This window comes from Schaalia georgiae DSM 6843 (genome assembly GCF_000429245.1).
In the GTDB taxonomy this organism is placed as follows: domain Bacteria; phylum Actinomycetota; class Actinomycetes; order Actinomycetales; family Actinomycetaceae; genus Pauljensenia; species Pauljensenia georgiae.
This window is the reverse complement of the sequence record NZ_AUBM01000011.1, coordinates 50,208-75,735: the sequence shown is the minus strand read 5'-3', so window position 1 is coordinate 75,735 and position 25,528 is coordinate 50,208. Positions and strand designations below refer to the sequence as shown.

Here is a 25,528-nt window from a genome sequence, read left to right as displayed (position 1 = left end):
GGCCCGCCCCGGCGGGGGCCCTTTGGGGCCCCCCGCCGGGGCGCCTGGGCGCGGGCGGTCTCACTGGGCCTCCCCCCGCCTCCAGCACTCCAGGACATCGGCCCCGCACGAGGTGATGGACCCGGCTCCCATCGTGATGAGGATGCCCCCATCGTCCACCAGGCCCGCCCCGGTCCGGGCGGCCTCGTGCATGTCGGGCACGTGGAGGGAGCCGGGCAGGGCCGATGTGATCAGCGTCGAGTCGACGCCCGGCTCGGGGTCCTCGCGCGCCGCGTAGACGTCCGTGACGACCACATGGTCGGCGGCGGCCAGCGCCTCGGCGAAGCGCCCCGCGAAAATGCGGGTGCGCGAGTACAGATGCGGCTGGAACACGACGGTGACGCCGCCTCCCCCCGCCACGACGCGCGCCTGGCGCAGTGCGGCGGCCACCTCGGTCGGGTGGTGGGCGTAGTCGTCGAAGAGCCGGCGCGAGCCCACCCGGCCGCGCTCCTCGAAGCGCCGGGCCGTCCCTGTGAAGGAGGCGAGGCCGGTGGCCATCTCGGGCAGGCCCACTCCGAGCACCGCCCCCGCCAAGAGGGCGGCCGTGGCGTTGAGCACGTTGTGCTCGCCCGCGACAGCCAGCCGGAGCACGGCCTCCTGGCCGTCCCACACCACCCGCGCCGTCGATCCCGACGCGGTGGAGTCCACGTCCTCGACGACGGCGTCGGGCAGCACGGAGCAATGCCCCGGCCGCCCGTAGGTGATGGTGGTGATGCCCCGGCCGCGCGCGTGGGAGGCCAGGCGAGCGGCGCCGGGGTCCTCCGCGCAGGCGACCAGTGTGCCGCCGGGGACCAGGCGGGCGGCGAACTCGGCGAAGACCGCCTCGAAGGCCTCGCGGCTGCCGTAGCGGTCCAGGTGGTCGGGCTCCACATTCGTCACGATCTCCACCGACGGGGAGTAGTTGAGGAAGGAGCCATCCGACTCGTCGGCCTCGGCGACGAACACGTCCCCCGTGCCCAGGTGGGCGCCGGAGCCGAACTGCGGGACCGTGCCGCCGACCGCGACGGACGGGTCCGTCCCGGCGCTGCGCAGGGCGACGGCGAGCATTCCCGAGGTGGTGGTCTTCCCGTGGGCGCCGGCGACCCCCACGAAGCGCATACCGGTGGCGGCCAGGGCCAGCGCCTCGGAGCGGTGGACGACCCTCTGGCCGCGCCTGCGGGCCGCTGCCAGCTCCGGGTTCGACTCGCGGATCGCCGTCGACACCACGACGACGGCGTCAGCGGGCACGTGGGCGGCGTCGTGCCCCACGAAGACGGTGATCCCCAGGCCCCTGAGGCGCTCGAGGACAGGCGAGTCCGCCCGGTCCGATCCTGACACGCGGGCCCCGCGCGAGGCGAGGAGCTCGGCGACGACGCTCATGCCCGCGCCGCCGATCCCGATGAAGTGGTAGCGGCCCGCGATGTCGAGGCCGCCCATCAGCGCCCACCCCGCGCCACGTCGATGACGATCCCCGCCAGCTCGGCCGCGGCGCCCGCGCGTCCCAGTTGGCGTGAGGCGCTGGCCATAGCGTGCAGCCGGGCAGAGCCGAGCAGCGGGAAGACCGTGTTCCGCACGACATCGGCTGTGAAGTCCTTGTCTGCGAACAACTGCGCGCCGCCCGCCGCCACGTGGTCGGCGGCGTTGAGCCTCTGCTCGCCGTTGCCGATCGGCAGCGGCACGTACACGCAGGGCAGCCCCAGGGCCTCCATCTCCGCCACGGTTCCAGCGCCCGAGCGGCACACCACCAGGTCCGCGACGGCCAGGGCGTCCTCCATCTGGGACAGGTAGTCGATGACCAGCCAGCGCTCCCCCACGCCCGCAGCGCAGACCGCCTCGCGGACTGGGGCGTCCTTCCCCCGCCCCGTGAGGTGGACCACCTGGGCGCCGTCGGGCAGCGCGCCGGCCGCCACCGTCATCTGCTCGTTGATGTGGAGCGCCCCCAGTGACCCCCCTGTGACCAGGAGCGTGTGGGCACTCGGGTCGATGCCGAGGCGCGAGGCCGCCTCCTCGCGGGAGCGTTTGGCCCCGTCCGCGTCACTGCGCCGCAGCGCCAGGGACGCGATGGCTGCCCGCAGCGGCAGCCCCGTGGTGACGGTCCGCCCGCGCTTCGCCCTCAGTGGCGACGAGTCGAAGGTGAGGGCGACCACCCGGGCGCGGCGGGCCCCGACCTTGTTCGCTATACCCGGTCTGGCGTTCTGCTCGTGGACGACCACTGGCACGTCCATCCTGTGCGCCGCGGTGTAGGCCGGAGTCGACACGTAGCCGCCGAACCCCACCAGTACGTCCGCCCCCTCCAGGACCTCCTCGCACAAGCGCCGGGCGGAGCGCCACCGCGACGGAAGCGAGAAGAACTCCAGCGAGGGGCGGCGGGGCAGGGGGACCCTCGGGATCTCGACTAGGGGGAAGCCCGCTGCGGGCACCAGATCCGCCTCCAGGCCCTGGGCGGTGCCCAGAACGGCCACCTCGCACCCCAGGTCCCGCAACTGCGCCGCCGTGGCGAGCAGCGGGTTGACGTGCCCCGCAGTCCCGCCACCGGCCATGACAACCTTGACCACGTGAACTCCTAACGATCGGGCCCCAGTCTATCGGGCGGAGCGCTTCTTCGGCGCCACCCTGGGGTCCCGTCCGGCCGAGGCCTCATCGGGCCGCCCCACCATGGACATCCCGGCGCCAGCGCGCGCGAAGGAGGCGACGACGCCGACGGCGAGCGCGGTGAACAGGAACGAGGACCCGCCGTAGGACACCAGGGGCAGCGGGACGCCGATGACGGGCCCCATGCCCGTGACGGAGAGCACGTTGATGACTGTTTGGGCGCCGATCCACGTGGCGGTGCCACCGGCGGCCACGGCGACGAAGGGGTCCTGGGCGTTGCGGCACACGCGCATCATGCCCGTCACCAGGGCGCCGACGCACACCAGGACCAGCAGCGTCCCCCCCAGCCCCAGTTCCTCACCGATGATCGCCAAAATGAAGTCCGTGTGCGCGGCTTGCAGGTAGTTCCACTTCTCACGCGATGCGCCCACCCCCAGGCCAGTCAGCCCACCCGAGCCCAGCGCCCACAGGGAGTGGTCGATCTGCTCGGGCGCGGACAGGTCCCTCTCGCCCGACGTTCCGGGCAGAACCGCCAGGATCCTGCGGATGCGCGTGGGGTTCGACATGACCAGCACCACGGCGGCCGCGCTCGCCAGGGCAACGAGGACGACGAACCACTTCTTGGGCAGCCCGGCGATGAAGAGCGCGCCGACTGCGGCGGCGAACACGACCATGGCGGTGCCCATGTCGCGCCCGAGCATGACGGCGCCCAGGGCGATCAGCAGCGGAACAGCCGCGCACTTCGCCATCGTCCTGAGGTCGCCGAGCCGCCCCTGATGGCGTTCGACCAGTTGGGCGAGCAGGATGATGAGCGCGAGTTTGAGCAGTTCGGAGGGCTGCGCCGTGAAACCGCCGGGCAGGCGCACCCAGTTGGCGTTGCCGCCCTGGGCCATGCCCAACGGGCTGAGTACAAGCGTCTGGAACACGACCGACACGGCGAACATGGGGATCGCAGCCATGTACCACCAGTTGCGGGGCACCCGCGAGGCCGCCATGGCGACGATCACGGCCACCACGATGATGATCGCGGGCTTGACGTACTCCAGGTAGGGGTTGTTGCCCCGGGCGATGTTCGTGACCGTCTGCGCGGAAAAACCCATCACCATGCCGATGAACACGAGGACCAGCGTGGGGAGCACAATGAGGTAGTAGGTGACCGCCGGATTGTCCTCGTGGACCTGGCCCGACCCGAAGCGGATGCGTGGGAGCTCCGGAGCGCCGAGCCGCCAGCGGCGTTTGGCTCCCGCCCCCCTCTGGGCGCCGCGCGCGCTCATGGGCGCCCGCCCCACTGCGCGGCCAGGCGCCGGACGGCGTCCGCGAACGCCTCGCCCCTGCGCGCGTAGTTCTCGAACTGGTCCCACGAGGCACAGGCGGGCGCCAGGACCACCGTGTTGCCCGGGACGGACAGGGCGACGGCCTCGTTGACCACGGAGGACATCCAGTCCTCGTGCCCGTCGACCTCCACGCGCGGCACCCCGGGGGCGCACTCGTCCAGGGCCGCGGCCAGCGCGGAGCGGTCCCGGCCGATCACGACGACGCCGCGCAGCACCGGCTCGACGGCCCTGATGAGGTCGTGGAAGTCCTGGCCCTTGGCGTCTCCGCCCACGATCCACACTGCGGAGCGCGGGGGCAGGCCCGCCAACGAGGCGTGGGCCGCGTGCGCGTTCGTCGCCTTCGAGTCGTCGATCCACGTCAGGTCCGCCGCGTGGCCGACGATTGCGCGGCGGTGCCCGGCGGGGCGGAAGGAACGCAGCCCCTCCTCGACGGCCTCCGCCTCGACCCCGTACGCGCGCGCCAGCGCGGCCGCGGCCAGCGCGTCCGACAGCGCCGCCGCCGAGGGGTGGGGCCCGTAGGCGGCAGACAGATCCGACACGTGCGCCAGGGCGAGCGCGTGGTGGGCTCGGTCCTCGACGAAGGCGCGATCCACCAGCAGGCCCTCCACGATGCCGAGCTGCGAGACCGAGGGGGCTCCGAGAGCCAGGCCGATTGCGCGCGCCCCCTCGACGACGTCCGCGTCCTCGACCATCCGCTCGACGCGGCGGTCCGAGGCGGGGTAGACGCAGGCTCGGACCGTGTTCTCGTAGACGCGGGCCTTGTCGGCCGCGTACGCCTCGGCGCTGCCGTGCCAGTCCAGGTGGTCGGCATCCACGTTCAGGCAGATCGAGGCCAGGGGGGACACCGAGCGGGTCGTGTGCAGTTGGAAGCTCGACAGTTCGACGGCGAAGACCCCGGCGGCGGAGTCGATGGCGCGTGTGATCGGGGTGCCGATGTTGCCCACTTCGACGGCGTCGGCCCCGCCCGCCCGCAGGATCTCCCCCAGCATCCCCACCGTCGTGGTCTTCCCGTTGGTCCCGGTCACGCACAGCCACGGCCGCCCGGCGTGGGGGCCCGCCTCCTGGAGGCGCCAGGCGAGCTCCACCTCGCCCCACACCTCGATCCCGGCCGCCCTGGCACGGGCGAACACCGGCGAGCGCGGGGGGACGCCCGGGGACACGACGACGGCGGCGGGCCCCGAGTCCACGACCAGGTCGGCCAGTGCCCCGGCGTCCGCCTCGACGGACACGGGGACCCCCGCGGCCTCGTCGAAGTGGAGGGGGCCGCCGCCCTTGGCGTCGAAGGCGCGCACGTCGAATCCGCGCGAGGCGAGGGCCCCGGCGGCTCCCTGCCCGCTGCGCCCCCATCCGACGACCGCGATCGGCGAGGCGGGGGCCGGAAGTGCGTTCATCGGGCGGACACCCACTCCGCGTAGAAGGCGCCCGCCCCCGCCACGGCGAAGAGCGCGGCTATCAGCCAGAAGCGGATCACGATCGTGACCTCCTTCCAGCCCTTGAGCTCGAAGTGGTGGTGCAGGGGCGCCATGCGGAAGACCCGCTTGCCGGTGGCCTTGAACACGCCGATCTGGATGACGTCGGAGAGCACGACCAGGACGAAGAGCCCGCCGATGACGACGGCGAGGACCTGGGTCTGGGTCAGGATCGACAGTCCGGCCACCGCTCCCCCCAGAGCCAGGGCACCAGTGTCGCCCATGAAGATCTGGGCGGGAGAGGCGTTCCACCACAGGAACCCGGCCAGCGCCCCGATGAGGGCCGCGCAGAAGATCGCCAGATCCAGGGGGTCGCGGGTCGTGTAGCAGTTGGTGACGTTCACGGTCCCGCCCGTGCAGTCCTGGATGCGCTGGAAGTAGGTGATGAACGTGTACGCGCCGAAGACGAAAATCGACGCCCCCGTGGCCAGGCCGTCGAGGCCGTCCGTCAGGTTCGTCGCGTTCGACCACGCGGCGACGATGAGATTGGTCCACAGCAGGTAGAGGACCACTCCGAGGGCGAAGCCGGCGAAGCCCAGGGTCAGGGCGGTGGGGCGGGCCACGGAGATCGACAGGGTGCCCGGCACCTGCCCGTAGGCGTTGGGGCCGACCAGGGTGCCGATGGCGAAGAGGGAGGCGACCCCCACCTGGCCGGCTATCTTGCCACTGGGGTGCAGGCCGAGCGAGCGTTGGCGCATGATCTTGATGCCGTCGTCGAGCAGGCCGATGGCGCCCAGGCCCACGAAGAGGAAGACCAGGAGCACTCCGGACCACGATGGGCCCACTCCGGTGATCAAGGAGCCCACCAGCCAGGCGACCACTGCCGCGATGATAATGACCAGGCCGCCCATGGTGGGCGTGCCCCTCTTGGTGAGGTGCTGGGTCGGGCCGTCCTGGCGGATGAACTGGCCGTACTGGTGGGTGATGAGGTAGCGGATGAGCAGGGGCGTTCCGCTGATCGAGATGGCCATCGCGATAACGAACGCCGCAATCAGACCGATCATCGGGCAGTCGCCTCCTCCAGGAGGCCGTCGGCCACCTTCCATGAATACGAGTTGTAAGAGCCCTTCACCAGGACGACGCAGTCGTCGGTGAGCCGGTCGAGGACGGCCGCCAGCGCGGCGCCCGGATCCTCGACGAGGACGCGGTCGGGCACGGCCGCGGCGCCCTCGCTGTAGTAGTGCGCGTCGCGGCCCAGGCCGATGAGGGTTCCGACCCGCGCGTCGGAGAGCATCGCGCCGACGGCGCGGTGGGTGGCGGGGCTGTCCTCGCCGAGCTCGAGCATTTCGGAGAGGACGGCGATCGTGCGCCTCCCCCTGCCGATGGATTCCAGTGCGGCGACGGCCGCGCGCATCGAGTCGATGTTCGCGTTGTAGGCGTCGTCGATGAGGGTGAGGGGGACCGCTCCGATCCGCAGGTCGCGCACGTCCATGCGGTGCGGGCTCAGTGCCTGCGCCCCGCTGAGGGCACGCGCGATGAGGGGCAGGCCCAGGCCTAGCGCGCGCGCGCCGGTGGCGGCGGCCAGCGCGTTGGCCACGTGGTGGGCGCCCACGAGGGACAGGGAGACGGGCTCCCTGCCCTCGGGGGCCGCCAGGGTGAAGGAGGCACGGCCGGCGGCGTCCACGCGCACGTCCTCGGCGACCACGTCGGCGTCGGCGCCGCTGGGCGAGAACCGCACGACGGGGCCCTTGGCCCGCGGAGCCATGGCGGTGACGTTCGGGTCGTCCGCGTTGAGGACGGCGGTGGCGCCCTGGCGGGACCCGTCGATCAGTTCGGCCTTCGCCTCGGCGACCCCCGCGACGGAACCGAATCCGCCCATGTGCGCGTGGCCGACGATGAGCTCGATGGCGACGTCGGGGGGCGCGATGCGGGTGAGGTAGGCGATGTGCCCGGGACCCGACGCGCCCATCTCCAGCACGAGGTGGCGGGTGGACTCGTCGGCGGATAGGACGGTCAGGGGCAGGCCGACCTCGTTGTTGAAGGAGAGCCTCGGGGCGACCGTGGGGGCGTCGGCGGAGAGCACCTGCAGAAGCAGGTCCTTCGTGGTGGTCTTGCCGACCGACCCGGTGACGGCCACGACATCGATGGCGCCCGCCGCGCGAAGCGCCTCCAGGTGGGCGCGCGCCAGGTCCCCCAGGGCCTGGGTGGCGTCCCCGACCACTACCTGGGTGATCGGCGGGCAGTCGGACAGGTCGACGACGCGCTCGACCAGGGCGCACACGGCGCCGGCACGGGCTGCGGACGCCACATAGTCGTGGCCGTCGGCGTTCTCGCCCCTGCGCGCCACGTAGACCCCGCCGGGGGCCGCTTCGCGCGAATCGGTGACGACGGGGCCGTTGGCGGAGACGTCCGGCCCGTGGACGACGCCCCGGGTCGCTTCCGCGATCCACGTTGCGCTGCGCTGCATGTGTTTCCTCCAAGCCTTGGGATCGACGTCACTGGGGTTTCGAGGGGTACAGCTCCGCCGGGGTCGACGAGGCCGGGATGCCCAGGTTGTTCACCGCGGTGCGCGCGACATCGCCGAAGAGCGGCGCCGACGAGTCCGAGGAGATGACGTCCACCTTCGGATTGTAGAGCACCACGGAGATCGCCAGGCGCGGGGCGTCAGCGGGGATGATGCCCGCAGTCGTTGAGACGATGCCCTCCTGGCCGTTGACCACGATATCGGCCGTGCCGGTCTTCACACCGAGGCGGTAGCCCTCGACCTTCGCGCTTGCCCCGGTGCCGTTCTTGTCCTCGACGACCGACTCCATCATGGACAGGAGCTGGGACGCCGTGGAGGCCCCCATCACCTGGACGGGCTCGTCGGCCTCGGGGGCCTCCACCGTGCCGTCGGCGTTCGTCCACGACTTGACCAGGTGCGGGCTCAGGCGCACTCCGCCGTTGCCGATGGCGGCCAGCATCGAGACCTCCTGCAGGGCCGTGACCATGTAGGCCTGCCCGAACATCGTCACGTAGTGGTCGCGCCCCTGCCACTGCTCGCCCACCAGCCCGGCGGACTCGCCCGCCAGCTCGATCCCAGTGGGCGCCCCGAAGCCCATCCGCACCATCATGTCGCGGCGCTGGGAGTCGGAGAGGGTCTCGCCGATCAGGACGGTGCCCGTGTTGGACGACTCCGCGAGGATACCTGTGGCGGTGAGCGCCTCGGTGCCGTGCTCGTGGTAGTCGGTGATGGGCCCGCCCGCGTCGGCGTAGTCCAGGGAGTAGGGCACGTCGAAGACGCTCGTGGGCGTGATGGTCCCGAAGTCAAGTCCCGCGGCGATGGTCGCGAGCTTGCCCACCGAGCCGGGCTCGAAGGCGTACTGCACGCCGGCGACCGTCTGGGGCTTGGCGTTGTCCGGCGGGGCGGAGTTCGAGTCCGCCATCACCAGGATCTGCCCCGTCGATATGTCCTCGATGACGACGGTCCCCCACTCGGCCTGATGGCGGCTGACGCGGGCGTCCAGCATGTCCTGGATCTGGTGCTGCAGGTCCGCGTGGATCGTCGTCTGCAGGGTCCCCCCGTTGACGGGTTCGACGGTGGTCCTCTTGCCACCCGGCATGATCGCCCCGTTGGGCGCGGTCTCGAACGCCTCCTGGCCCGGTCGGCCGGTGAGGAGCCCGTCGAACCGCGACTCCAACCCCGACGACCCCTGGCCCTCGGCGTTGACCGTGCCGACGACCGGCGCCGCCACGTTCCCGTTGGGGTAGGAGCGCTGGTACACGGCCTCCCATTCGATGCCGTGGATGTCCAGGGCCCGGATCTGCCGGTAGGTGACCGCGTCGACGTTGCGCTTGAGGTAGACGTAAGTGGAGTCGCCCAGCAGCCGGCCCCCGAGCTCGGCCTCGTCCATGCCAAGCAGGGGCGCCAGCTGGCGGGCGGCCTCGGCGGGGCCCCGGCCCACCTCGTCGCCGTTGCCGTCCTCGTGGACGTAGGCGCGGATGTTGACCTGGTTCACCGCGATGTCGTAGGTGAGGATCGAGTCGGCCAGGACCACTCCGGTCGCGTCGGTGATGGAGCCGCGTTTGGCGGCGACCTCGCTGGAGTGCGTCCGGATGGACTGGCCCTCCGCCGCCAGCGTCGGCCCGGCGATGATCTGCAGGTAGACGAGGCGCATCGAGCACGCCACCAGGAAGATGACAATCGCGTAGAGGATCCCCCGGGATCTGCTGTAGGTCAGGGACACCCGGACCTCCTTACTCACTGGGCGGGCTTACCGCCTTCGACAGTACCCGTTTCCAGGGTGATGAACCCAGTGGGACCTGCGGGGACCATGCCATTCTCCCTCGCCGCCGCCTCTAGCGCACTGGGCGAGGCGGCCTCGTCGAGCTGCGCCCGCAGGGCCCATGACTGCGCTTCGAGCTCGTTGAGTTGGAGCTGCTGCTCGCGGATCTCGAAGGCGGTCTGCGCCATGCGCGTGTTGAGGATCATCGAGACGACCACTGCGGCGATGGCCACGGCGACGACCGCGATGGTGCCCATGAGCATGGAGCGGCGGGGGCGCTTGCCCTCGACGATGCGCAGTTCCCTGGCCTCGTCGCGGCGGAGCTCGGGGCGGGGCGCCGGGCGAGTGGTTGCGGTTGCTGCGCTCATTGGTGTTCCTTCCACGGTCGGATGAGCTCGGCTCCGCGCAGGCGCACGGAAGCCGAACGGGGGTTCTTCTCTTGTTCGCTTGCGGGCGCCCGGTCGGCCCCGCGGGTGAGGAGCGCCAGTCTGGGGCGCGCCTCGTCGGGGACGACGGGCAGTCCGGGGGGGGCGGAGACGGTCGATCCGCTCCGCAGTACGTTCTTCACGATCCGGTCCTCCAGGCTCTGGTAGGACTCGACGACCAGGCGCCCTCCCACGCGCAGGGACGCCAGCGCGGCGGGCAGTGCGCGCTCGAGGATGGCGAGCTCGTCGTTGACGGCCACGCGCAGCGCCTGGAAAGTGCGCTTAGCGGGGTTGCCCCCGGTGCGCCTGGCGGGGGCCGGGATGGCCTCGCGGACGATGTCGACCAGTTGGCCGGTGCGCGTCAGGGGCCGGGCGTCCCGCCTGGCGACGACGAGCCTGGCGATGCGAGGGGCGAAGCGCTCCTCCCCGTAGGTCCTGAGGATCCGGGTGATCTCCTCCTGTGGGGCGGTGGCCAGCAGCTCGGCGGCGCTCACCCCGCGAGTGGGGTCCATACGCATGTCGAGCGGGGCGTCCTGGGAGTAGGAGAAGCCCCGTCCCGCGTCGTCGAGCTGGAGGGAGGAGACCCCGAGGTCCATGAGCACGCCGTCGGCCTCGCCCCGCGGAGCGTGGTCGGCGACCACCTGGCCGATGGAGTCGTAAGTGGCGCGCACGGCGCAGAAGCGCGGACCGAAGCCCTCCAGGCGCTTGCTTGCGAGGGCGACGGCCTCGGGGTCGCGGTCGATGCCGATGACGACGAGGCCGGGGAAGCGCCGCAGCGCGCCCTCGGTGTGGCCCCCCATCCCCAGGGTCGCGTCGATGAGCACCGAACCGGGGCTCTCGATCGCGGGGGCCAGCATATCGAGGCACTCGTCAAGGAGGACTGGGGTGTGGAGCTCCGCCGCGTTACGGGTGTTACAAATGTTGTAGGAGTGCCTCATGTGGCGCGACGAAGCGTGCGATGCGCCCTGTGCTTCGTCCATGTGCGCCTCCTTGGCGGCCTATACGGCCCGTCCACCCAGGTCCCCTACCGCTTTCCGCCACCGGGGAAGTGATGTCGGAGCAGCGGGCGGAGACCTGGACGCACGGGTTAGAACATCCCGGGAATGACCTCTTCCGCGGTACTGGAGAAGACCTCCTCCTGGACAGCGAGGTACTCGCGCCAGGCAGAGGAGTTCCAGATCTCGGCCCTCGAGCCCGCACCGATGACGGTGAGCTCGCGGTCCAGGCCCGCGTATTTGCGCAGGTCGGCCGGGACGGAGATCCGCCCCTGCTTGTCTGGAACCTCCTTGTACGCGCCCGAGAGCATGACGCGGATCCAGTCGCGCGCCTGTTTCGACGACAGGGGCGCGCGGCGCAGCTCAGCGGTCATGTTCTCGAATTCCGCAGCGGGGAACGCGTACACGCAGTGCTCCTGCCCGCGGGTGAGGACGATGCCGCCCTCCATGTCCTCGCGGAAACGAGCCGGGAGGAACATGCGCCCTTTGTCGTCGAGCTTGGGCTCGTACGTACCGAGGAACATGCCACCCCCTCCCCTCTTCGGAACTTTCCCCCACTTTACCCCACCACCGGCGAATGTTACGGCGAGGTCACGGGCGTGTCACCATATTTCACTTTAGAAACACCTGTATTTTCAACGAAAATTCCTGGTGGAGCAAAGTGGGGAAAGTTATCACACACTTTTCCTCCCGGCGCGTCGCACAGATGCCGCCGCTCTCAGAGGTCACGGCCCTACTCCCCGGCATTCCAACGATTCCAGGTCGTTCCATGGCCGGAGCGGGGGGATTGGGGAGGAAGGTGGGGCAAGCGGTGGTGGAAGGTGGGGAGGGAGGTGGAGGGCACCCACTGGGGCATGTTGTGCGCCCTGACCGACGGCGCGACGGCCCGACCTTCTCCGGCCCCGCCGCAATGCAGGTCGGCGGGAAAGCCGTCCGCCGAATCACTAACGCGCACAACACCTAAGCGCTGTGGAGGCGCCCCGCCCACTGCGGGCACGGTGGCGCTGGGCGCTCCTCCTTTGCGCGCAGTTCCCGGATGCGCTCACAAGGGCCGGGATTACCCGACACAACATAGTGCGTGCCCCAGCGGCTGGGCCCCGGTGGAGGAAGATGGGGAGGGAGGTGGAGGGCGCCCCTTAGCGCCGCCCCCGCGCAGACGAACCCCAGTGGAGGGACGTGGAGGGCACCCCCTAGCTCCCGAACCGTTCCGCGAGCGAGGCCTCGCACACCGAACCCAGGGCTATGGCCCCCGCCCCGCGGCGCGGGCTGGAAGCCGGTCGCAGTGTCAGTCGTTGTCGCGGCGGTCGTCCCAGCGCCGCTCCTGGTCTTCGATGAAGGAGTCCCAGCCCCGCTTCTCCTCGCGCTTCGGAGTCTTCGCCTGGCGGGCGGGGCCCGTTCCCTTCGGACGCGACAACGCGTAGAGGATCCCCGTTGTCATCAAAGCGAATCCGACGACGCCGAGGGCCAGCGAAGCAGCGGAGTAGCCCAGTGAGACGGCCCCGACGAGGACGAGCAGCCCTATTACCAGAACCGCTCCCCCCGCGGCGATCCTCCTGGGTGCCAACGGGCCGCGCTCCTGCGGGGCAGGCGCGCTCATCTGTTTGGCGAGCCCCGGGTTCTCCGCGGCGAGCTCGGCTTCCATCTGCTCGAGAACTTTCTTCTCGTAGTCGGTCAGAGCCATGGGATTCACCTTCTCTTGCGCGTCTGGTGTTTCTAGCTTAATGCGTTTCCGCCCCCGGGGACGACCCCGTCTGGCCCGTGGATTCCAACAAGGTGGCGGGCCTGAGACCGGCGTCCCCGTATTTCTCACGGATCCTGTCCATCGCGCGCTCGCTCCTGGCCTGTCTGTCGTCCCCGTCGAGGGTGGTGGCCACCCCCGACGACCTGGCCTGGAGCTTGTCGACGCGCACTCCGAACAGGCGCACTCCCCCTGCGGGCATGGGGAGCCGCGCGAACAGGGCGGCGGCCGTCTGGGCGATCTCGCGCCCCACATCGGTGGGCGCGGCCAGAGTGGCGGAACGGGTGATGGTGCGGAACGCCCCGTCCCGCATTTTGATCGCGACCCCCCACCCGACCATGTCGGCGGCGCGCAGGCGCCTCGCGCAGTCGTGGGAGGCGGCGACGATGAATCGTTCGATGTCGGCGCGGTCGTGGACGTTATCGTCGAAGGTACGCTCGGTGGACACGGATTTCTCCTCCCCGCCGCCCCCCACGGGCCTGGGGTCGATGCCCCAGGCGAGGTCGTGGAGGTGGTGGGCGGACACGGCTCCCACGAGGCGCTCGAGCCTGGTGAGGGGAAGGTCCGCCAACTGGCCGACGATGTCGATACCCTCGCGTTGGAGGACGGCGCCGGTCTTGCCGCCGACTCCCCACAACGCGCCGACGGGCAGGCCTCGCAGGAAGTCCACGGTCGCCGGTCCAGGGACGAGAAGCAGGCCGTCGGGCTTGGCGTTCGACGAGGCGATCTTGGCCACGGATTTGGTGGCGGCGATGCCCACTGAGGCCGGCAGGCCGACGCGCTCGCGGATCTCGGCGCGGATCCTCCGGGCGATCGCGACGGGGGTCCCGAGGCGGCGGCGCGCCCCCGACACGTCGAGGAACGCCTCGTCGATGCTGACCTGCTCGACGACGGGGGTGATGGAGGAGAGCACCCCCATGACCGCCTGGGAGTAGCGGCGGTAGAGGCCGTGCCTGCCGGGCACGACGTTCGCCTTGGGGCACAGCGCCCGGGCGCGGCCGATGGGCATCCCGGCGCGCACGCCCCGCGCCCGCGCCTCGTAGGTGGCGCTGGTGACCACTCCCCTGTTGCCGTGCCCGCCCACGATGAGCGGCGCCCCCGCCAGCGACGGGTTCTCGCGCAGCTCGACCTGGGCGAAGAACGAGTCCATGTCCACGTGGAGTATCGGCGCGGCCGAGTCGTCATCGCCCCAGGAGCGGGCGCCTCGCGTGTCGCGTGGGGCGTTCGACATGGGTCCTCCTCGTCCGGGGTGCGGTTACAGTGTGTCCCATGGCTCGCGCATCTTCGACTTCAACGGTGGTTTTCCCCACGGACCACGGGCACGCCGAGATCCGGTGGGACGGCCCGCGGGCGACCCTGCTGCTGGACGGCGTGGAGTCGTCGGCCGTTGACGCCTCGGACCCGTCGTACCTGGAGTTCGAGTACATGCAGCACATGTCCTGCGCGCTCGGGGTGGCGCTGCCCCCGCCCGGGCCTGTGCGCGCCCTCCACCTGGGAGGGGCGGCGTGCGCGCTCGCATGCGCCTGGGAAGCCACGCGCCCAGGCTCGCGGCAGGTGTGTGCCGAGGTGGACGCGCTCTTGGCGCACCGGGTCCGCGAGCACTTCCCGATCCCCCGTTCCCCCCGAGTGCGGATCCGGGTGGGGGAAGGGCGCGCGGTCGTGGACGCGGCGCGCCCGGGGGCGTGGGATGTGGTCGTGCGCGACGCGTTCGTCGGCGGCGCCGTGCCCGAGCACTTGCGCACCCGCGAGTGCGCGGCCGCCGTGGCCCGGGCTCTGCGCCCGGGGGGCCTGTACCTGCTCAATTGCGCCCACGGCGGCGGCGCGAACGCGCACCGGGATGTCGCAGCAGTCCTGGAGGAGTTCCCCCTGGTGCTCACGGTGCAGGACCCGAAGGTGGGCCGGGGCGGCCGGCGCGGGAATGTCGTCGCCATCGGGGTCAACGGCGGGGACTTCGACGCCGACGCCCTGGACCGCGCGCTGCGGCGCCTGCCCCTGCCCGCGCGGCTCTGGCGCCCCGGCGAGGTCCGCCGCTGGGTCGCGGGCGCACGCCCGCCCCGCGACGCCTCCGCGCAGTGGCCGCCCGCGTAGCAACGGAACGCGCGGGGCGGGAGCCGGCTCCCGGCACGGGCGCTGGTCCGGTGCCGCGCCTGCCGGGCCCGTCCCTGTGTGGACGGGCAGCGACTCGCTGCGCGGCTGCCCCACTATTGGCAGTTCCGCTGGGGGAAGCTCCGGGCGCCGACGCCCACCGCCCTCCCGGACGAGCTGTGGCCCTTCAGCCCCGTTGGTCCGCCCGTCAGGCCCGGTGCCTGGGGGCGCGCGTCCCGCCGCCGTCCTCGCCCCTGCGCCGGGCCTCCACCCGGGCCAGGACGTCCTCGAGGGTGTCGGGGCGCGCGGGCTCCTCCGGTGCGGACGCGGAAGCCGCGCCGCGGGCATGGGGGGCGCTCTCGTCGACTGCCACGTCCTTCGCGCGGGTCACCTGCGCCAGGTATGCCTCGATGACATCGCCGATGTCCTTGGCGGATTTGGCGTCCTCCGCGGCCGTCGCGGTGGCGCGCTTGCCCAGGGAGCTGAGGGGGACCGCCCCTCCCTGGCCCCTCCAGGCGTCATAGTGCTCCTCCAGCGCGCCCACGGTGTGGGAGATCTCCGGGTTGTCCTCGACCAGTTTCTCGATGGCCTCCTGGTCCTGGGCGGCGCCCTGCTCCAGGTCGCCGACGGGCAGGGACAGGTCCGCGAATTTCGACAGGGAGCGCAGCAGGGCGCTGGCGGCCGCCGGGTAGCCGGTGTCGGACATGTAGTACGGGACCGCGCCGAGCAGGGCGATACCGCCGATGCCGCGCTGGGCGAGGCGCATCTGGGTGAAGGTCGACAGCGGAGAGGGGAACTGCATGTAGTTCGCCATCTGCGTCTGGTCGGGCAGCAGGGAGGAGTCGGTGGCCTGCACATGGACGGGGGTGGGGCGCGTGTGGGGGACCCCGGAGGGGACACCGTGCAGAGAGAACGTGATCTCCACCCCCGCCCGCTCGGCAATGCCCCCCACGACGCGCGCGAAGGACTCCCACCGCGCGTCGGGCTCAGCGCCGTGGAGCACCAGGATGGGGTGGCCCATGTCGTCCTCGACCAGGTCGAGTGCGATTTCGGGGACCCGCACCTGCGTGGACACCCAGTTCTCCACGGTGGTGACCGGACGGTGGGAGCGGTAGTCGATGAGGGCGTCGGGGTCGAAGGTGGCGACCCTCTCGTTGTGGAGTGAGCGCAGCATCTGGGCGACCGCCATGCGGCCCGCCCCCCCGGCGTCGATCGCCCCGTCGAAGTGGATGAGGAGGATCCTGGCTTTCGCCCCCGCGGCAGGGCCGTCGGCGTAGAGATCGTGCGCTGTCAGATCCATCGTGCCTCCGCTACCAGTTCTTCCGTCACTCCTTCACTGTCAACGCTACCCGTATGCGGGTGCCCGCGTCACCCGGTGTCCGGTTTTGAGCTGGTGGCGTAGCCGTGCCCCGGACCGGCGCAGGTGGCAGCGGATCGGAGGAAAATGCGAGACAATGGGGGGCCCGGGATCGACTGGTAGGAGGACGCCATGCACACGCAGACCCCCGGCGCGCCGCGCGTGCGCTCCCCCCTGCCCGAGCAGGATTTCGTGGACGAGGCCTACCGGCGCCTCGACGACCTGCGCGCCGCGTACCGCGAGCGCCAGGCGAGGACCCACTCCGCCCACGGCGCGGGCAACGCGCAGGCGTGGACGGAGCGCGAGGCCCTGTCCCAGCATCTTGGCGGCATGGCGGCGCGCCTAGAGGGGGTGGAGGAGCGCCTCGTCTTCGGCCGCCTCGACATGAACGACCGCACGGTCCGCCACGTGGGACGGATCTCGATGTCCACGGACGACGGATCGCCCCTGCTCATCGACTGGCGGGCCCCCGCAGCGCAGCCCTTCTACCAGGCGACGCCCGTGGATCCGGGCGGAGTGGTGCGCCGCCGCCACATCACGACGCGCCAGCGCACGGTGACAGCGCTGGAGGACGAGCTTCTGGACGCCTCCGACCCCCATGGCCGGAACTTGGAGCTCGCGGGCGAGGGTGCCCTGATGAGCTCGCTCAACGCGGCGCGCGAGGGCAGGATGAGCGACATCGTGGCGACCATCCAGGCCGAGCAGGACGAGATAATCCGCTCGCCCCACCGCGGCCTGGTGGTGGTCCAGGGAGGGCCCGGCACGGGCAAGACGGCCGTCGCCCTGCACCGCGTCGCCTACCTGCTCTACGCCCAGCGGGAACGGTTGGAGCGCTCCGGCGTGCTCCTGGTGGGCCCGTCCCGTATATTCCTGCGCTACATCGAGGCCGTGCTCCCCTCCCTGGGCGAGACGGGGGTCGTGTCCAGGACCATGGGGTCGCTGGTTCCGGGCGTGAGCGCCACGGCGGTGGAGGACCCCGCCCTCGCGCGCCTCAAGGGACTGCCCGCCTGGGCGGGGATCCTACGTGAGGCGGTCCGGCGGCTGGCGCGACTGCCGGAGCGCGACCAGGCGCTGCGCGTGTGGAACCGCCAGGTCGTTCTGCGCCGCTCCGACGTCGAGCGAGCCAGGCGCCATGCGAAGCGCTCCGGCCGCCCCCACAACGTGGCGCGCGAGGGCTTCGCCCGCGAGCTCATGGACGTGCTCGCGGTGCGCCTCGCCCAGGAGGCGGGCGGGGCGGACTCCGAGGGGCGCGTCGGCAGGGATGACAAGACCGAGTGGCTGGCCGAGATCCGCGACTCCGTGGACGCGCGCAGGGCGATCAACCTGGCGTGGATGCCCACGTCCGCGACGACCCTGCTCAGGCGCCTGTACGCCAGGCCCGAGGCCCTCGCGGACGCGAACAGGCGCGCGGGCTCGCCATTGCGCCCCGACGAGCTGCGGGCCCTCGCGCGGCCCCGCTCCCGGCCGTGGACGGCGTCGGACGTGGCCCTGATCGACGAGCTGGAGGAGCTGCTGGGGCCCATGCCCGATCCGGGTGCAGCGCGCGCACGCCAGGACGGCGCCGCCGATGTCGCCCGCGCCCAGGCCGCCATCGAGTCCCAGGGCCTGGGCGGGGGCATCGTCACCGCCCAGATGCTCGCCGAGTCCGCTTCCCCGCAGGAGGGGTGGGCGCCCCTGGCCGAGCGCGCTGCGAACGACCGCACGTGGGCGTACGGCCACGTCGTCGTCGACGAGGCGCAGGAGCTCACTGCGATGGAGTGGCGCGCGCTCCTGCGGCGCTGCCCGTCACGCTCGTTCACCGTGGTGGGCGATCTCGACCAGGGGCGCGGAGCGCGCAGGCCCGGGTCGTGGGAGGAGGCGCTGGGGCCGGCGGCTCGCGCCCTGGAGAAGGAGTACGTGCTCACAGTGTCCTACCGCACGCCCCGTGCCCTCACGGAGCTCGCCCAGGCGGTCGTGGCGCGCGCGGGCTCGCCGGTCATGTACCCGATGCGCGCGGTGCGCGACGTGCCCGACTGCTACTCGGTGGAGCACATCGACGCCGCCGGGGCGTGCGACGGCCCGTCGGCGCCCCGCGAGCGAGACCCCCTGTGGGGGGCGTCGCAGCGCGCCGCCCAGCGGGCGGCTTCGCGCCTCAACGCCTCGGACGGCGCGGGGGCTGGCCGTATCGCCGTCATCGTCGGCGCCCGGCGCGCCCGGATGTGGGGCGCGGACGCCGATGGCGACTCGGCCCTTGAGGAGCGGGTGAGCGTGCTGTCGGCCGGGGCGGCCAAGGGACTCGAGTTCGACTCCGTGGTCCTCGTCGAGCCCTGCGAGATCCTGGCCGACGGCGTCGGAGACCTCTTCGTCGCCCTCACGCGCGCCACCCACGACGTGCGTGTCGTCCACTCGCGCCCCCTGCCCGCGGGTATGGAGGAGTGGGCCTGATCCCCGCTGCGGACGGGGTTCGCGAACGCCGCGCCGCTCTGCCAGGATGGAGCCATGACTCGCGCACTGCTCCTTGAGAACCCCCACCCCGTCGCGGACTCGGTCTTCGCCGCCCACGGAATCGAGGTCGTGCGCCACTCGGGCGCGCTCGACGAGGACGAGCTCATAGGCGCCCTCGACGGCATCGACTACCTGGGGATCCGTTCGAAGACCCAGGTCGGCGCCCGGGTCCTCGCCGCCCGCCCGGGCCTGAGGGCCATCGGGGCGTTCTGCATCGGCACGAACCAGGTGGACCTGGAGGCGGCGACGCGCCTGGGGATCGGCGTGTTCAACGCCCCCTACTCGAACACGCGCTCCGTGGTGGAGCTGGCCATCGGCGAGATCATCGACCTGTCCCGCCGCGTCACGGTGCAGAACTCCCGCCTGCACAGGGGCGTGTGGGACAAGAGCGCCGACGGCGCGCACGAGGTGCGCGGGCACACCCTGGGGATCATCGGCTACGGCAGCATCGGCACCCAGTTGTCCGTGCTGGCCGAGGCGATGGGCATGAACGTCATCTTCTACGACTCCGCCGAGCGGCTCGCCCTGGGCAACGCCACCCAGATGCCCACCATGGAGTCGGTGCTGCGCGAGGCGGACGTCGTCTCCATCCACGTCGATGGGCAGGAGGCGAACACGAACCTCATCGGGCGGCGCGAGTTCGCGATGATGAAGACCGGGGCCCTGTTCCTCAACCTGTCGCGGGGCTTCATCGTCGACGTCGACGCGCTCCACGAGGCGCTGTGCTCGGGGCATTTGGCGGGAGCGGCCCTCGACGTCTTCCCCCACGAGCCGAAGAAGAACGGCGCCCCCTTCACCTCCGCCCTGGCCCTCCTCGACAACGTCATCCTCACCCCCCACATCGGGGGGTCCACCGAGGAGGCCCAGTACGACATCGGCCGCTTCGTCGCCGCGAAGATCAGCGACTACGAGGCCAACGGTTCCACGGACATGAGCGTGAACCTGCCCAACCTGGCGCTCGCGGCCGGCCCCGGCTCCCTCAGCCGCATCCGACTCATCCACTCCAACGTCCCGGGGGTCCTGGCGCGCGTCAACCAGGTCCTCGCCGACGCCGGGGCCAACGTGGACGGGCAGATCCTGTCGACCGCCGGGGCCACGGGCTACGTCCTGACCGACGTGTCCTCGCCGCTTGACGAGGCGGCCCTGGCGTGCTTGGAGGCCCTGGACTCCACGATCCGACTCATTGTGACGCCCCTGCGCTGAGAGCCCGGGGCGGTTCCCGGGCTGCCCGGAGCGTCCTGAACGGGCAGAGCCGGTCGGCGGCCGGGCCGGCCAGTGATGTGCGTGACTGTGCGCGGTTGCTGGCGTGATCGGAGCGAACCTACGGTAACGTAGGCGTCGACCGCGACCGAGGAGGCACGATGGATCTGACCACCCAGCTGCGCTCGCTCTACGCCCCCGGCGTAGCCGCGACCATCGAGGTCCCCGAAACGACCATCCCCGCAATGGTGGAGGAGGTCGCGGACCGCTACCCGCAGCGGGCGGCGATCGACTTCTTCTCCCGCCAGATGACTTACGCCGAACTGGTTGTCCAGATGCGCAAGGCCGCGGGCGCACTCGCGGCGGCTGGGGTCCGCCCCGGTGACCGCGTCGCCCTCATTATGCCGAACTGCCCGCAGCACGCCGTGGCCGTCCTGGGCGCCATGGCCCTGGGGGCCGTCGTCGTCGAGCACAACCCCCTGGCGCCTGCCGCCGAGCTGCGCGGCGAGTACGAGGCCCACGGCGCCCGCGTCACCATCGCGTGGACGAAGTCCCTGGAAAAGCTGTCCTTCCTGGATCCGGGGCACACCGTGTTCGCGATGGACCTCATCCGCGCCCTTCCCCGTGCCTCGCAGTTCCTGGTGCGCCTGCCGTTGCGCGCCGCCCGGGAGCGCCGCGAGCAGTTGGCCGCCCGCGTGCCAGCCTGGGCGCGCCGCTGGGACCAAGAGGTTGCGGGCGCCGAGGCGTGGCAGGGCCAGTGCCCCGCCTCGCCGGGCGACATCGCGCTCCTCATCCACACCGGGGGGACCACCGGCGTCCCGAAGGCGGCCGCCCTCACCCACCGCAACCTCATCGCCAACGTCGAGCAGTCCATCGACTGGGTGCCCGTCCTCCACGAGGGCGCGGAGGTGTTCTACTGCGTCCTACCGCTGTTCCACGCCTTCGGCTTCACGATCGGGTTCCTGGCGGGCCTGCGCATGGGCGCCACCATCGCAATGTTCCCCAAGTTCGACCAGGCGATGATCCTCACCTCCCAGAAGCGCCTGCCGTGCACCTTCTTCCTGGGGGTCCCGCCCATGTACCAGCGGCTGCTGGCGAGCGCCAAGCAGATGGGTTCCGACCTCTCCTCCATCCATTTCTCCCTGTCGGGTGCCATGCCCCTGTCCCCCGAGCTCGCCGACGCGTGGGAGGAAGCGACCGGCGGCCTCATGATCGAGGGCTACGGGATGACCGAGGCCTCCCCCATCATCCTCGGCTCCCCGCTGGCCTCGACCCGGGCCAGGGGCGCCCTCGGAATCGCCTACCCCTCCACCGAGGTCCGCATCGTCGACCCCGAGGACCCCTCCCGCGATGTCGCGGACGGCGAGGTCGGGGAGCTGCTGGCCCGGGGCCCGCAGGTGTTCTCCGGGTACTGGAACCAGCCGGAGGAGACGAAGGCGTGCTTCGTGGACGGCTGGCTGCGCACCGGGGATCTGGTGCGCCTGCGCGACGGCTTCGTCTACATGGCGGACCGGCGCAAGGAGATGATCAATTCCTCGGGCTTCAACGTCTACCCCTCCCAGGTCGAGGAGGCCGTGCGCACTATGCCGGGCGTGAGCGATGTCGCCATCGTCGGCGTCCCCTCATCCTCGTCGGGCGAGGACGTGGTGGCCGCCATCGTCCTCGAGGCGGGGGCGTCCGTGACGCTGGCCGACATCCGCGAGTGGGCGGAGAAGTCCATCGCGCACTACGCGCTGCCCCGCCAGCTGGTCGTCATGAGCGAGTTGCCCCGGTCCCAGCTGGGCAAGGTCATGCGCAAGAAGGTGCGAGAGCAGATCACCGGGATGACGGGCGGTGCGATCCAAGCGGCAAAGGGGGCCGTTGAGGGCGCCCGGGGCGCTGTGGAGGGTGCCCGCGACGCAGTCGGGGAGGCCGCGCGCGGGGCCGCGCGGGGCGCCACCGATGCGCTGCGCAGGATCACCTCGCCGGAGGACCGCCAGCAGCGGGACTGAGGCCCGGGCGCAGCGGTGCGGCACGGTGCGCGGCCGGTCCCGCCCGGGGCCCCTCATCGGGGCCCGCGCCTCGTGGGCTCCCCCGGGGTGGGCGCGCCAGCAGCAGATCCACAGGGCCCACGTCGCCGACCGGGGCCGGTGCCCGCCGGACGGCCCTAGCCGTCGAGGAGCGTGGGCCCTTGCTCGGGCTCCTTCTTCTGCTTGCGCCTCCGGGGGCGGCGCGGTTTGGCCGCGGCGCCCGACTGCCGCTCGCGTAGCTCCTCGATGGCCGCCGCGAAGTCGTCAAGAGAGTCGAATGCCTGGTACACGGAGGCGAAACGCAGGTAGGCGACGACATCGAGGTCCCGCAGGAACGGCAGGATCGCTTTGCCGACCTCGTTGGTGGAGACGTTGGAGACGCCGGTCTGACGCAGGTTCTCCTCCACCTGCTGGGCGAGCAGCGCCAACTGGTCGTCGGTGACCGGCCTTCCCTGGCACGCCTTCTTCACGCCCGAGACGACTTTGTTCCTGGAGAAGGGCTCGACCACCCCGGAGCGCTTGACGACTTGGAACGACGAGGTCTCCAGCGTGGTGAAGCGCTTCTTGCAGGCACCGCACTCCCTGCGGCGGCGGATGGAGGCGCCATCGTCCGCGATGCGCGTATCGACCACTCGCGAGTCCGCGTTATGACAGAAAGGGCAATGCACACTCCAACGCTACACGGTCCGTCCCCACGGGCGCCACAGGCGCAACACGTCGGGCCCACCGCAGCACCGGGCCCGATTCCCTCAGCGGGCCAGCAGGACGGGCGTTCTCACGCAGATCGTCGGCCTGGGGCCCGACTCCCTCAGCGGGCCGGGAGCACCACGACCTGCCCGACCCGCAGGGCGCCGTCGACGCCGTTGAGCCGCTCGATGTCGGCGACGACCTCGTCGAGGGGGCGGGAGGTCCGGACGGACTGCGCCAGCGACCACACGGACTCCCCCGCCGTCACGGCGTGCGTGTAGGTCGGGCCGTCATAGGCGGCGGGCTGCATGAGCGCCCCGAGCCCCGCGCTGCCCAGCAGCAGTGCGGCGGTGGCCAGGGAGCCGACCACGAAGGAGCGGAGAGTGAGGGCGGGGCGGGCGCTCCTGGGGCGGACGGGAGCGCGGCGCGCCGCCGGGTCCCCGAGTCTTTCCGCCGCAAGCCTGCGGCGCGCGGAAGGAGCACTGCGGATGTCGATCACCCTCGCCCCGCCGCTCGTGGGCGCGCCGGGGGCCGGTGCCGCCATGATCACAGTCTGGGCACTCATGGTCTTCCTCCATTCAAGCCATCGAACACACGTTCGTCGAACACATGTACGATACCATGGCGGGGGCACGAATGGTGCGACCCGCTCGAACACGTGTTTCATCCTGGCTGGTTGTTCACCTATCCTTGATGGTGACTAGTCCACGCCATGGCACACGCATCTGCGTCGCGCCCCAGCGAGAGGAGCCACGGTGCCCGCCAACGACCTCAGCCACCGCCAAGCCGAGATCCTGCGCGTCATCAACGACAAACTCACGAGGGACGGCTTCCCGCCCTCTGTGCGCGAGATCGCACTCCGCGTCGGACTCGCCTCGCCCTCCACGATCAAGCACCACCTCGACTCCCTTGAGGCCGGAGGGTACCTGGAGCGCCACGCGGGCCTGCCGCGCGCGCTCGACCTCACCGACCGGGCCCGGGCGCTCTTGGGGGGCGGCAGCCCGTCCGCGGGCGCCGGAGTGGTCACCGTCGAGGTCCCCGTCGGGCACGCCGACTCCGACTCCGGCGCGGTGCCCCTGGTGGGACGGATCGCGGCGGGCTCCCCCATCACCGCCGAGCAGTACGTGGAAGACGTCTTCGCCCTGCCCACGCGCCTCACGGGCCGCGGAGACCTGTTCATGCTGGAGGTGTCGGGCCAGTCCATGGTGGACGCGGGGATCCTCGACGGCGACTACGTGGTCGTTCGCGCCCAGGCTGACGCCCAGTCCGGCGACTTCGTCGCGGCCATGATCGACGGGGAGGCCACTGTCAAGGAGTTCAGCCGCTCGGGGGGGCACGTATGGCTGTTGCCGCACAACGAGGACTACGCGCCCATCCCCGGTGACGGCGCCACAGTGCTCGGCAAGGTCGTCACGGTCATCCGCTCGTTGTGAGCCCCCGGGGCCGTCGCGCGCTCCCCTTGACCGCCTCCAGCTCCTCATAACCCAGATCGAGGACATCGTAGACGGGGCGGACGCGCTCGAGTCGATACAGTCCGTCCGTATCGGGGAACATGCCGAACCCGTCGTGGATGCGCTCGTAGAAGGCCCGCACCGACTCGGGCACGCGCTCCCGCACGCACCGCACATTGTCCGCGTACCCGTCCTGGCCGGGTCCGGGCCACGAGGGCCGCAACGGATCACCCCCCGTACCTGCCCTCCATGCCGTCCGCTTTGATGAAGGCGTAGACCACGAATTATCCACCGCCATGGACCGCAAGCCCCATATCCACACTCCGTTCCCGCAAACCCCGCAAAGTACGCCGAAAAGCCGTCGTCCCCACCCGCATCGCGAGTGGGGACGACGAAAGGCGATCGACGGGCGCGCTGCCCTCGGACCGTCAGAAACCGAGGTCCCGGGCGACCTTGCGCAGGCGCTCGGCGGAGGCGGTGAGGCCGTCGCGCTCGTTGAGGGTGAGCGGCGGGTTGAGGACACGGCCCGCGCCGTCACGGCCCACCAGGGTGGGGGCGGCCATGCACACGTCGGAGATGCCCTCCCAGTCCTCCAGGAGCGTGGAGACGGTGAGGACTCGCTGCTCGTCGCGCAGGACGGCGCCCGCGATGTTCGACGCGGAAAGGCCGATCGCGTAGTTGGTCGCGCCCTTGCCCTCGATGATCTTGTAGGCGCTCTGGACGACGTCAGTGGCGATGGACTGGCGCAGCTCGGAGTCGAAGACGCGCCCGCTCAGCGTCGGCCCCCACTGGGACAGCGGCACGTTGCCGATCTCGGCGCTGGACCACAGGGCCACCTCGGAGTCCCCGTGCTCGCCGGCGACGTAGGCGTGGATGTTCTGCGTGGCGACGCCGGTCTCGCGCGAGACCAAGTAGCGCAGACGCGACGTGTCCAGAACAGTGCCGGAGCCGAACACCTGGTTGCGGGGCAGGCCCGTGAGCTTGAGTGCGACGTAGGTGACGACGTCGACGGGGTTCGTGATGAACATGAAGCGGGCGTCGGGGGCGACTTCCACCAGGTTCGGGACGATCTTCTTCATGAGGTTGACCGTCGATCCGGCCAGTTCCAGGCGGGACTGTCCGGGCTGTTGCTTGGCCCCTGCGGTGACGATGATGAGGTCCGCGCCGCGGACGATCTCCACGTCGTCGGAGCCCTCGACGGAGCCGCAGGGCGTGAACTGGATGCCGTGGGCGATGTCGAGCGCCTCAGCCTCGACCTTGGGCTTGTTGATGTCCTGGAGGACGATCGACCGCGCGTCGCCGCGCATCGCGCACGCGTAGGCGACGGCCGTGCCGACCGCTCCCGCGCCGATGATGGCGATCTTCGACGGGCGCCCGGAGGACTTGGACGGGTAGAGGGTCTGTGCTTTGGATTCCACGATGGCTCCTTCGACGTGAGGCTTCCCTCTCATTTTCGCAGATAATCCTGTTCCCCGGGGG

Annotated in this window: 22 protein-coding genes; 5 read left to right on the top strand and 17 right to left on the bottom strand. The window is 71.4% G+C overall.

Annotated elements, in window-relative coordinates; all coding sequences use genetic code 11:
• Positions 1-60: 60 nt before the first annotated feature.
• The 12 genes from murC to dinB form a co-directional block, all read right to left on the bottom strand.
• Positions 61-1,455 carry a UDP-N-acetylmuramate--L-alanine ligase gene (gene murC / locus G447_RS0106680; RefSeq protein ID WP_026430500.1) on the bottom strand — a complete coding sequence of 465 codons (1,395 nt, stop codon included), beginning with the start codon at positions 1,453-1,455 and terminating at the stop codon, positions 61-63.
• On the bottom strand, positions 1,455-2,573 hold the full coding sequence (locus G447_RS0106675; protein ID WP_026430499.1) for a UDP-N-acetylglucosamine--N-acetylmuramyl-(pentapeptide) pyrophosphoryl-undecaprenol N-acetylglucosamine transferase: 1,119 nt from the start codon (positions 2,571-2,573) through the stop codon (positions 1,455-1,457). Before G447_RS0106675 ends, murC begins: the two co-directional genes overlap by 1 nt.
• Positions 2,574-2,600: 27 nt before the next feature.
• Positions 2,601-3,884: an FtsW/RodA/SpoVE family cell cycle protein gene (locus G447_RS0106670; protein WP_034476648.1), complete on the bottom strand. Its 1,284-nt coding sequence runs from the start codon at positions 3,882-3,884 to the stop codon at positions 2,601-2,603.
• A complete protein-coding gene (gene murD / locus G447_RS0106665; protein WP_026430497.1) occupies positions 3,881-5,335 on the bottom strand; it encodes a UDP-N-acetylmuramoyl-L-alanine--D-glutamate ligase in 1,455 nt (484 codons plus the stop codon). Before murD ends, G447_RS0106670 begins: the two co-directional genes overlap by 4 nt.
• Positions 5,332-6,417: a phospho-N-acetylmuramoyl-pentapeptide-transferase gene (mraY, locus tag G447_RS0106660; protein ID WP_005869469.1), complete on the bottom strand. Its 1,086-nt coding sequence runs from the start codon at positions 6,415-6,417 to the stop codon at positions 5,332-5,334. The genes murD and mraY overlap by 4 nt, the downstream gene beginning before the upstream one ends.
• Positions 6,414-7,820 carry a UDP-N-acetylmuramoyl-tripeptide--D-alanyl-D-alanine ligase gene (locus tag G447_RS0106655; RefSeq protein WP_026430496.1) on the bottom strand — a complete coding sequence of 469 codons (1,407 nt, stop codon included), beginning with the start codon at positions 7,818-7,820 and terminating at the stop codon, positions 6,414-6,416. Before G447_RS0106655 ends, mraY begins: the two co-directional genes overlap by 4 nt.
• 28 nt (positions 7,821-7,848) lie before the next feature.
• Positions 7,849-9,579, bottom strand: coding sequence for a peptidoglycan D,D-transpeptidase FtsI family protein (locus tag G447_RS0106650; RefSeq protein ID WP_005869472.1), 1,731 nt, complete (start codon positions 9,577-9,579; stop codon positions 7,849-7,851).
• Positions 9,580-9,593: 14 nt separating this feature from the next.
• Positions 9,594-9,986 (bottom strand): cell division protein FtsL, encoded by a 393-nt coding sequence (gene ftsL / locus G447_RS0106645; protein ID WP_005869470.1) that lies wholly within the window; start codon positions 9,984-9,986, stop codon positions 9,594-9,596.
• Positions 9,983-10,981 carry a 16S rRNA (cytosine(1402)-N(4))-methyltransferase RsmH gene (gene rsmH, locus G447_RS0106640; RefSeq protein ID WP_034476645.1) on the bottom strand — a complete coding sequence of 333 codons (999 nt, stop codon included), beginning with the start codon at positions 10,979-10,981 and terminating at the stop codon, positions 9,983-9,985. The genes ftsL and rsmH overlap by 4 nt, the downstream gene beginning before the upstream one ends.
• Before the next feature lie 149 nt (positions 10,982-11,130).
• On the bottom strand, positions 11,131-11,562 hold the full coding sequence (gene mraZ, locus G447_RS0106635; protein WP_005869478.1) for a division/cell wall cluster transcriptional repressor MraZ: 432 nt from the start codon (positions 11,560-11,562) through the stop codon (positions 11,131-11,133).
• Positions 11,563-12,323: 761 nt separating this feature from the next.
• On the bottom strand, positions 12,324-12,719 hold the full coding sequence (locus tag G447_RS0106630) for a DUF3040 domain-containing protein (protein ID WP_005869477.1): 396 nt from the start codon (positions 12,717-12,719) through the stop codon (positions 12,324-12,326).
• Between the two features lie 37 nt (positions 12,720-12,756).
• Positions 12,757-14,007 carry a DNA polymerase IV gene (gene dinB / locus G447_RS0106625; protein WP_026430494.1) on the bottom strand — a complete coding sequence of 417 codons (1,251 nt, stop codon included), beginning with the start codon at positions 14,005-14,007 and terminating at the stop codon, positions 12,757-12,759.
• Between the two features lie 38 nt (positions 14,008-14,045).
• On the opposite strand from dinB, the gene G447_RS0106620 reads away from it, so the two are divergent.
• A complete protein-coding gene (locus G447_RS0106620; RefSeq protein ID WP_026430493.1) occupies positions 14,046-14,864 on the top strand; it encodes a spermidine synthase in 819 nt (272 codons plus the stop codon).
• A 205-nt stretch (positions 14,865-15,069) separates the two neighbouring features.
• Here G447_RS0106620 and G447_RS0106615 read toward each other — a convergent pair whose 3' ends face one another.
• Complete coding sequence (locus G447_RS0106615) at positions 15,070-16,161, bottom strand: PAC2 family protein (RefSeq protein ID WP_026430492.1); 1,092 nt, start codon at positions 16,159-16,161, stop codon at positions 15,070-15,072.
• Positions 16,162-16,350: 189 nt separating this feature from the next.
• Here G447_RS0106615 and G447_RS0106610 point away from each other — a divergent pair, with 189 nt between their 5' ends.
• The 3 genes from G447_RS0106610 to G447_RS0106600 all read left to right on the top strand — a co-directional run bounded on the left by G447_RS0106610 (position 16,351) and on the right by G447_RS0106600 (position 21,893).
• Positions 16,351-18,642 carry a HelD family protein gene (locus G447_RS0106610; protein WP_034476605.1) on the top strand — a complete coding sequence of 764 codons (2,292 nt, stop codon included), beginning with the start codon at positions 16,351-16,353 and terminating at the stop codon, positions 18,640-18,642.
• A gap of 54 nt (positions 18,643-18,696) precedes the next feature.
• Positions 18,697-19,905 (top strand): phosphoglycerate dehydrogenase, encoded by a 1,209-nt coding sequence (gene serA / locus G447_RS0106605; RefSeq protein WP_026430490.1) that lies wholly within the window; start codon positions 18,697-18,699, stop codon positions 19,903-19,905.
• Positions 19,906-20,063: 158 nt separating this feature from the next.
• Positions 20,064-21,893 (top strand): AMP-binding protein, encoded by a 1,830-nt coding sequence (locus G447_RS0106600; RefSeq protein WP_026430489.1) that lies wholly within the window; start codon positions 20,064-20,066, stop codon positions 21,891-21,893.
• A 155-nt stretch (positions 21,894-22,048) separates the two neighbouring features.
• Here the strand turns inward: G447_RS0106600 and nrdR are convergent, their stop codons facing one another.
• Positions 22,049-22,543 (bottom strand): transcriptional regulator NrdR, encoded by a 495-nt coding sequence (gene nrdR / locus G447_RS0106595; protein ID WP_005870526.1) that lies wholly within the window; start codon positions 22,541-22,543, stop codon positions 22,049-22,051.
• Between the two features lie 176 nt (positions 22,544-22,719).
• Positions 22,720-23,163 (bottom strand): LysM peptidoglycan-binding domain-containing protein, encoded by a 444-nt coding sequence (locus G447_RS0106590; protein ID WP_026430487.1) that lies wholly within the window; start codon positions 23,161-23,163, stop codon positions 22,720-22,722.
• A gap of 190 nt (positions 23,164-23,353) precedes the next feature.
• On the opposite strand from G447_RS0106590, the gene lexA reads away from it, so the two are divergent.
• Positions 23,354-24,031, top strand: coding sequence for a transcriptional repressor LexA (lexA, locus tag G447_RS0106585; protein ID WP_026430486.1), 678 nt, complete (start codon positions 23,354-23,356; stop codon positions 24,029-24,031).
• On the opposite strand, the gene G447_RS12620 is transcribed toward lexA, so the two are convergent.
• A complete protein-coding gene (locus tag G447_RS12620) occupies positions 24,015-24,272 on the bottom strand; it encodes a hypothetical protein (protein ID WP_026430485.1) in 258 nt (85 codons plus the stop codon). The two genes, lexA and G447_RS12620, sit on opposite strands and share 17 nt — an antisense overlap.
• Positions 24,273-24,477: 205 nt before the next feature.
• Positions 24,478-25,467, bottom strand: coding sequence for an L-lactate dehydrogenase (locus G447_RS0106575; RefSeq protein WP_026430484.1), 990 nt, complete (start codon positions 25,465-25,467; stop codon positions 24,478-24,480).
• Positions 25,468-25,528: the final 61 nt, after the last annotated feature.